6 protein-coding genes are annotated in these 7,345 nt (G+C 63.0%); 3 read left to right on the top strand and 3 right to left on the bottom strand.

Features of this window, described 5'->3' with window-relative positions; translation table 11 throughout:
* The first annotated feature begins 63 nt into the window (after positions 1–63).
* The 3 genes from ACE026_RS01625 to ACE026_RS01615 are packed head-to-tail and all read left to right on the top strand — an operon-like array spanning position 64 to position 1,897.
* Positions 64–1,104 carry a ribonucleotide-diphosphate reductase subunit beta gene (locus ACE026_RS01625; protein ID WP_070425230.1) on the top strand — a complete coding sequence of 347 codons (1,041 nt, stop codon included), beginning with the start codon at positions 64–66 and terminating at the stop codon, positions 1,102–1,104.
* 11 nt (positions 1,105–1,115) lie between these two features.
* Entirely contained in the window at positions 1,116–1,580 is a 465-nt protein-coding gene (locus ACE026_RS01620; protein WP_486037681.1) for a flavodoxin, read from the top strand.
* Positions 1,574–1,897 carry a thioredoxin family protein gene (locus ACE026_RS01615; protein WP_486037364.1) on the top strand — a complete coding sequence of 108 codons (324 nt, stop codon included), beginning with the start codon at positions 1,574–1,576 and terminating at the stop codon, positions 1,895–1,897. The genes ACE026_RS01620 and ACE026_RS01615 overlap by 7 nt, the downstream gene beginning before the upstream one ends.
* Before the next feature lie 52 nt (positions 1,898–1,949).
* Here ACE026_RS01615 and ACE026_RS01610 read toward each other — a convergent pair whose 3' ends face one another.
* From ACE026_RS01610 to ACE026_RS01600, 3 genes are all read right to left on the bottom strand, one after another.
* Entirely contained in the window at positions 1,950–4,997 is a 3,048-nt protein-coding gene (locus ACE026_RS01610; protein WP_486037362.1) for a TonB-dependent receptor, read from the bottom strand.
* 287 nt (positions 4,998–5,284) lie between these two features.
* Positions 5,285–5,617 (bottom strand): DUF3817 domain-containing protein, encoded by a 333-nt coding sequence (locus tag ACE026_RS01605; RefSeq protein WP_486037679.1) that lies wholly within the window; start codon positions 5,615–5,617, stop codon positions 5,285–5,287.
* A gap of 113 nt (positions 5,618–5,730) precedes the next feature.
* A complete protein-coding gene (locus ACE026_RS01600) occupies positions 5,731–7,341 on the bottom strand; it encodes a ShlB/FhaC/HecB family hemolysin secretion/activation protein (RefSeq protein WP_486037361.1) in 1,611 nt (536 codons plus the stop codon).
* Between the last annotated feature and the right edge of the window lie 4 nt (positions 7,342–7,345).

The raw sequence follows: 7,345 nt of genomic DNA, 5'->3' as shown, positions 1-7,345 counted from the left end.
CCCCGGTAGTGCCGGCCGCTGGCCGGCAACTCGCACTGCCCGAGAGAAACAAGGAAACCCCCCATGGCCATTCCCCTCGAACGCATCAAGATCCTCGAACCGCGCCACCCCAACCGCTCCACCGGCATCATCAACGGCCGCACCAGCGGCATCCTCAACTGGAACGACATCCCCTACCCGTCCTTCTACCGGGCGTACAAGGAGCTTTCGACCAATTTCTGGATTCCCGACGAAGTCGACATGAAGGGCGACGCGCGCCAGTACGGCGAGCTCAATGCCCGCGAGAAGAACGCCTACGACTCGATCATCGGCCTGCTCGCCACGCTGGATTCCCCGCAGACGCGCTTCATCTACAACGTTGCCGAGTACATCACCGATCCCGCCGCGCATGCCAATGCGGCGATCATCGGCCAGCAGGAAGTGATCCACAACGAAAGCTACAGCTACGTACTCGCCTCGATCGCCGGGCTGGCCGACCAGAACCGCGTGTTCGAGATCGCCCGTACCCACCCGACCATCCTGGCCCGCAACGCGCCGATCATGCAGTCCTACGATGACTTCATGCGCGAGAAGACCGCCGAGACACTGATCCGCGCACTGATCCAGTCCTCGATCCTGGAAGGCATCAACTTCTATTCCGGCTTCGCGTTCTTCTACAACCTGGTCCGCCAGAACCGGATGACCGGCACCGGCAAGATCATCAGCTTCATCAACCGCGACGAGCTGGCCCACACCAAGTTCATCAGCGAACTAATCCGCGCCATCATCGGCGAGAATCCAGCGCTGCAGGGCGAGCAGCTGACCGCCTACGTGCATGAGGCCTTCGAGCACGCCATCCAGCTGGAAACGCGTTGGACCGGCGAGGTGCTGGACGGCATCGACGGCATCGACGTGGACGAGATGATCCGCTACGTGAAGTACCGCGCCAACAAGATGGCCGGCATGCTCGGCATCGAGAAGCTGTACAGCGAGACCAACGTCAACGTGATGCCGTGGATCAAAGCCTACGCCGACAACTTCACCGAGACCAAGACCGACTTCTTCGAAATGCGCAACGCCAGCTACAAGAAGACGAACTCGGACAATGGATTCGATGATCTGTAAGGGGCATGGCGATGCACATTCTGCTGGCCTTTGCCTCGCTGAGCGGCAACACCCGTGAGGTGGCTGCGCTGATCCGGGCGCGCTGCGAGGCACTGGGGCACCGTGTGGACTGGGTCGATGTGGATGTCGTTGAGGTGGCCGTGGCGCTGGCGGGAGAGCCGCCTGACCTGTGTCTGGTCGGTTCCTGGACGGACAACGCCGGGCGTACGCCGGCGGAAATGAAGGACTGCGTGGCCGCGCTGCGCGATCGCTTCGGGCTGCCACTGCCGTTCCCGGTGGCGGTATTCGGTACCGGCGAGACCCAATGGGGCGAGGAGTACTACTGCGGCGCCGCCCACCGCCTGGCGAGTTTCTTTGGCGCCCCGTACCCGGTGCTGGAGATCGAGCAGATGCCGCACGGCGCCGAAGACACCCACGCCATTCACCACTGGGCCGACACCGTGTTGGCCCATACCGAGAGCCCTACGACATGCTGACCCTGCACGCCCAGACCGCCGAGGATTACCACGCCGCCGTGCGCGAGCACCCGGCCCTGCTGGTGGATTTCCATAAGGACGACTGCCCGGGATGCCGGATGCTGGAGATGTCGTTGGCCAGCGTGTCCGGCGCCATCGCGGACGCGGGGATGACGCTGTTGAAGGTCAAGCTGGAAACGGTTGGTGAAGGACTATTCCGCGAACTGGGCTTGCGGCAGACGCCGACGCTGCTGGTGGTGCGCGACGGTCACGAAACGGCGCGGCTGGCGGGGTTCCAGTCGCCGAAGCAGATTCTGGCGGTGTTGGGGGCTGGGTGATCATTCGGTTCCGGGGGGACCCTGCGCGGAGGCAGGGTCGAGCGGAGCGGGCTTACCAGTCGTACTGCACCTGCAGCCGCGCATAGCGGGGATTGGTGTAGTACTTGGCTTTCTCGTGGTTGAAGAAGTCGGTGATGGTACCGGCCGAGTCGACGCTGTACTTGGTCTCGTACACCTGCAACGGCTTGATCGAATTGAAGAGGTTGAGGACAGAGAACTGAACGCTCAGCCCCTTCACGGCAGCGGGCCGGTAGATCACGGTGGGATCCAGACTGGCAACCCACGGGGTGCGACCGCTGCTTCCCAAGCCGACCACATCCTCCATATCGGCATTACAGGTATGGAAGACGCCGGCGTAGCCGTACTCGGTACCGAACGTACCGTAGCCGCCGCCCAGGCAGGTGATGGGCGTGCCGGACTGGATGAGCAGATTGGCGCCCACCTGCCACTGGTCCGTCAGGTCGTACGACCCATACAGCTTGAAGCTGTGGCGGCGATCGTTGAAGAGATAGCCATCCGCACCGTACATCAGTTCCTTGAAGTCGAAGTCCGACGTGGTGCCGGTGTCGTCCTGGCCGTTGGTGCTCTTCACCAGCCCTTCGTAGTTCCCGTGCAGCTTCGCCCAGGTGTAGTTCAAGCTTGCGTACCAACGCTCACCTTGCCGATCGGCAGACAGTGACAGGGCACGATAGCTGCGCGTGGCCTTCGGGCCGAGTTCGTCGCCCGGCACCGTGATCTCATCCGGCTTGCCATCGCCATCCACATCGATGCTCAGCCTCAGGTCCTCACCCGGGTTGTATATCCAGCACCCCGGGATGCCGGACGGCACCTCCCAGGGACTGTCCCAGTTGGACAGGTCATAGCCCGCCTTCTTGGCCGCGTTGTACAGCGAGCGGGCATCGCAGGTGTCATCGATGACATTGTTGATGCGGCGATAGGTCACTTTCGCACCCAGCGTCCAGCCGTCAACCCAGGCATTCGAGGACTGGAGACGGTGCTCGTAACCCAGAATCGCCTCGTCCTGGGTGTAGGGTTTCAAGCCTTTGGACGCCACGGCCTTGGGATCAGGCGCTGACCCATCCGCACCGTTGTAGACGCTGTCCGCACTTCCGCCGCGGTAGGAGCCAGTGATGTTCGGCTTGCCAGTGACCGGGTCATAGCCGTCGTAGGTGAAGTACTCATTGGTGTAATACGACGCCGACGCCGCGCGCAGCGACACATTGGCGGCAATCGGAAGCGAGTAGCGGCCAAGCGAGCCGAACAGCTTGCTGTTTCCATCGCCCATCACATCCCAGGCAAAGCCACCGCGCGGCTGCCAGATGTTGTCCTGCTTGACGAACGACACCCCATCGCTGTTGCGGTTGTCGAACGAATCATTGCGGAGGCCGGCATACAGCATGAGGGCATCGTTGACCTGCCAATGGTCTTCGAGATACCAGGAGCGCTGCTTGATCCCGATGGTACCGCCAGTGCGGAAGTTGATCCTGCGCGCATAGTCTTCGTGGAGACGCCAATAGGCGCCACTCGAGTACGCGGTGCCCTGACGCGATTTCCATTCGTCATTGCTATAGCCAAAACCAAGCTGATGGGCAGCCAACTGCCAGGTGAAATCGACCATTGCACTGGTACGTTCGTTGCTGCCGTCCTTGACATCGATCTGGCTGGTGACCGCACACCCTACCCGCTTGCCAAGAACGGCATCGAAAACGTAGGGACAGTCGCCGTCAGGGCTCAGAATGTTGCCGTCATAGTCCGAGCGCTTCCCATCCGGGCTGATCGTGTAGTCCGCATTCTTGTTGCGCATCTGGCCGTAGCGGACGCTGGCGGTCAGTGCATCACTGAGATAGCTCGTCCATTGCAGGACATGCGTAGCGCCGTCCCGCTCACGATACAGCCGGCCGAGATAGTCTTTCTTGCTTGCCTCGGCATCAGGCCTGTCGCTGTCGTAGGCGGCCGTGTAGTTGTCGTAGTGATAGCGGCGGCGATTGCCGAAACCCGTGTACTCGAGGTGATTGTTGTCGTTGAGGTACCAATCCAGTTTGACCAGCCAGTAAGGATCCTTGGAGGCATACTGCTCCGCCGTTGTCGAGAGTGACGTCGGTGGCTTTGGGTTGGCGGGGTCCTGAGGTGAGCGGGAGGCGTCCGCAGTTCGACCGTAATAGGTTTCTCGCTCAGCGCGACTCATGCTGCCCAGCGCGAACATGAACAGTTTGTCCTTGATCAGCGGGCCACCGATCCACGCCGAGGCAACATCACTGCTTCTGCTGTTGTTGTCGTACGAGCGGAGCAACGTGCCGTCGGTACGGAGCGTGTCGGGTTCGGTACTGCGCCACGCATTCGGCGCCGTGGTCCAGCTGAACCCGCCCTTCCATTCGTTGGTGCCGCGTTTGACGTTGACGCTTGTTACGCCACCCGTGGAGAAACCGTAACGTGCGCCGTAGCCACCGGTCTGGACGTCCAGCTGATCGATCGCCTGGAACGGGACCTCGGAGAAGCTGAGGCTGTCGAATAGATTGGTGACGTTGAAACCGTTGACGTAGTAGCTGTTCTCCGCGGCAGAGGCGCCACCAAACGAAGCCGGGCCGAAGTAGCCGCTGCTGGCGACGGTGCCCGGGGTGAGCAAGGATACGCTGGTGATGTCGCGCCCGACCGGCAAGGCGTTGAGCTGTTCCGCAGTGAACGTCGTGCGCGACTCGACACTGCCCAGATCGATGGTGGCGCCCAGCTGGGCACGGACGTTGACGGTGTCCAGTGTTGCTGCGCGGCTCATGTCGGCACTCGTGGTCTGGCCGGCAATGACCGTGACTACGATGGTGCGCGCGTCGCCATTGGCGCCGGACACCTCTACTTCATAGCGGCCTGCTCCTAGCGCACCGACACGGAATCGTCCGTCGGCACTGATGGCGCTCTCGCGTGTAACGCCTGAATCCAGGTTGCGTACACGCACCTCGCCACCGGTGAACCCTGGGGCCAGGCCGTTGATGTCACCTACCGTGCTCTGTGCGAATGCCGACGCGCTGAGCAGCGAAGACGCGAGCAGCAGAATGCGTAGGCGTTGCCTGCCAACAATACGATCGGGAACAGCGGACTTACGTTGCATTGATGCGCCTCCATGGATATCCAGTCGAAACTGGTTAAGGGGGCATGAACGTAGTCCTGTCTGACTCCTCTGCGTGCTTTGGTTCGATTGATAGGTGTGAAGCTGTGACGGCTGTTCGGAATTCGTCCCGCTCTAGAGCAACAAGGGTGATGCAACACTCATTGCGGGTGGGACGCGGGGCAAGCATGTCGATTGCGGTGTTGCGTTGCCGCACGTACACCGCAGGTGTCTGACGCCGCCGTGAAGCCACAACCGCGTCGCAAGATGCACTTTCCTCCCCTTGTTCCTTATCTCGCCACCGGACGCAGGCGATGCACCGCTGCCGACAACAGCCCACGACGCTTGAACCACCACTCCAACGGCAGCGTCACCAGCGGCGGCACCGCAGCCGCCAGCGCCAGCAGCGCGGCCCACCACGGCCAACGCAGGCGGATGGCGGCGAGCACCGATACAACCACGTAGACCATGAAGGCCACACCGTGCACCGGGCCGAAGATCTTGACCCCGACCGGGGTCGGATCGGCCGCCTGGTACTTGAAGTACATGCCGATCAACAGGCCGGCCCACGTCAGGGCTTCGACGAAGGCGACCGTGGCGAACACGCGGCCCATGGGGCTGATTGGCAAGGCACGCTTCAAGATAGGCTCGGGGTCGTAACGGAAAGGACCCGCATCATAGCCAGCGAACGGTTTTGATGCGAATCATTCTCAGCATGCAGCGCCCGCCCTGCCGATCACCAGCGTGCACTGATGCGGAAGTCAGCGCGCAGGCTGTCATCGTCCTGCAGCACTTTGTCCAGTGGATGGCCCAGGTCAAGGCTGTAGCTGTAGCGCTTGGCGAGCTGTCCATTCAAGCCGACGCCGACGCTGCTGATGCTGGCCGAGGTGGGATAGTCGCCACGCACCTCGCCGTGATCGAAGAACACGTAGACATCGTGCGCCTGCCGATAGGGCCGGTGCAGTTCGACGCTGCCGAAATAGCCTTTCACCCCGGAGAGGGTGCCGCGAACATAGCCACGCACGCTGCCGATGCCGCCCACCTGGAACAGGTTGCTTGAAGGCAGGAAGTCGCCGTTGCTGAACTGCCACCCGAGTTGCGCCCGGTACAGCAGGCCGCTGCCGCCGATGCGCTGGGTCCAGCTGGTGGATCCGTTGGCGGTCGTGAACGCACGCCCCTCGGCCAACGTCTCATCGGTGCGGATGCGCGACACACCCTGATAGAACGTCCAGTCGTAGCCGTCATTGCGGTAGCCGGTGCTCACACCCAGGGTCACCGTGGTCGAATCGACCTCCGACACCCGCACATCACCGATATCGGACACGGAGTTGCTGCGCGAGACGTTGGCGATGGTGGACAGCAGCCAGTTCGGCGTGGCCACCCACGGCTGGGTGAAGTCCAGACCATAGCTGGTCGACTCGCCCGTGATGTCCAGGGCGCGGTAGGCACCGTCGATGATGTTGATCTGGCTGCGCGACACGCTGGCGCCGACACGGCCGTTGCGCGTGTTGACGATGCCGGAGTAGCCGATGCGCCCTTCCAGGCCACCGCGCGACCACGCCACCGAGCCGGCCAGCAGGTCACTGATCCCCGCCAGACCCCAGAACTGGCCATGCGCACCGTAGCGCTCGCGGCCGGTGGTCTCTACGCCGGAATTATCGACGAACACGCCCCAGTTGCTTCGGTCCGGCACCTCCGCCAGCAGCACGATATCGGTCTGGCCGGCGGCCTGGCCGGGCCGCATCAGTGCGCGCACCTGCAGATCGGTGGTGCGGTTGAGGTAGATCAGCTCATCGCGCAGGCGATCGCTGCGCACCACCTCCCCTACCGGCTGCCGCACCCGCCGCTCCACAAAGCGCACCGGCACCTTGCCCTCCCCGGTCACCTCCAGCGTCCCCAGCGTGCCTTCCAGCAGGGTGACGTCAACGCGCCCCTCGTTGATCGACTGCTCGCGCAGAAGCGCGCGCGCCGTACTGATCCCGGCTGCCTCGTAAGCCGCATTGACGTCGGCCACCAGTGTTTCCAGCTCGGCCAAGTGGACCTCGCGCCCCTGGTAGCGGGCGGCGATCGCATCGAGCGTGGCCTTCGGCAGCAGCGCCGATGGACTGAAACGCACCTCGTTGAGCACGAAGCTGCCATGGACGTCGGCCAGCCCGCTTTGCCCGGCCGGCGGAGGCGCCGGCTGCACCGGGTCCACCACCGGGCGCTCCGGCTGCAGCGGCTGGCGCTGCTCGTAGTAGCCGTCAATGCGCTGTGCGGTGTCCTTCCCCGCGGTGCCACTACTGTTCTGCGCATGTGCAAGACAGGGCAGCAGCGCGCTGCCGATCAGGAACATCCCTCGGTACATGGTG

The organism is Stenotrophomonas sp. AGC87 (genome assembly GCF_057333975.1).
Note: the sequence above shows the minus strand (reverse complement) of the source record. Positions and strands in the feature narration are given on the sequence as shown.

Coding starts and splice junctions, on each gene's coding strand:
- ACE026_RS01615 (WP_486037364.1), top strand. CDS start 1,574: ATGCTGACCCTGCACGCCCAGACCGCCGAGGATTACCACGCCGCCGTG.
- ACE026_RS01625 (WP_070425230.1), top strand. CDS start 64: ATGGCCATTCCCCTCGAACGCATCAAGATCCTCGAACCGCGCCACCCC.
- ACE026_RS01600 (WP_486037361.1), bottom strand. CDS start 7,341: ATGTACCGAGGGATGTTCCTGATCGGCAGCGCGCTGCTGCCCTGTCTT.
- ACE026_RS01620 (WP_486037681.1), top strand. CDS start 1,116: ATGCACATTCTGCTGGCCTTTGCCTCGCTGAGCGGCAACACCCGTGAG.
- ACE026_RS01610 (WP_486037362.1), bottom strand. CDS start 4,997: ATGCAACGTAAGTCCGCTGTTCCCGATCGTATTGTTGGCAGGCAACGC.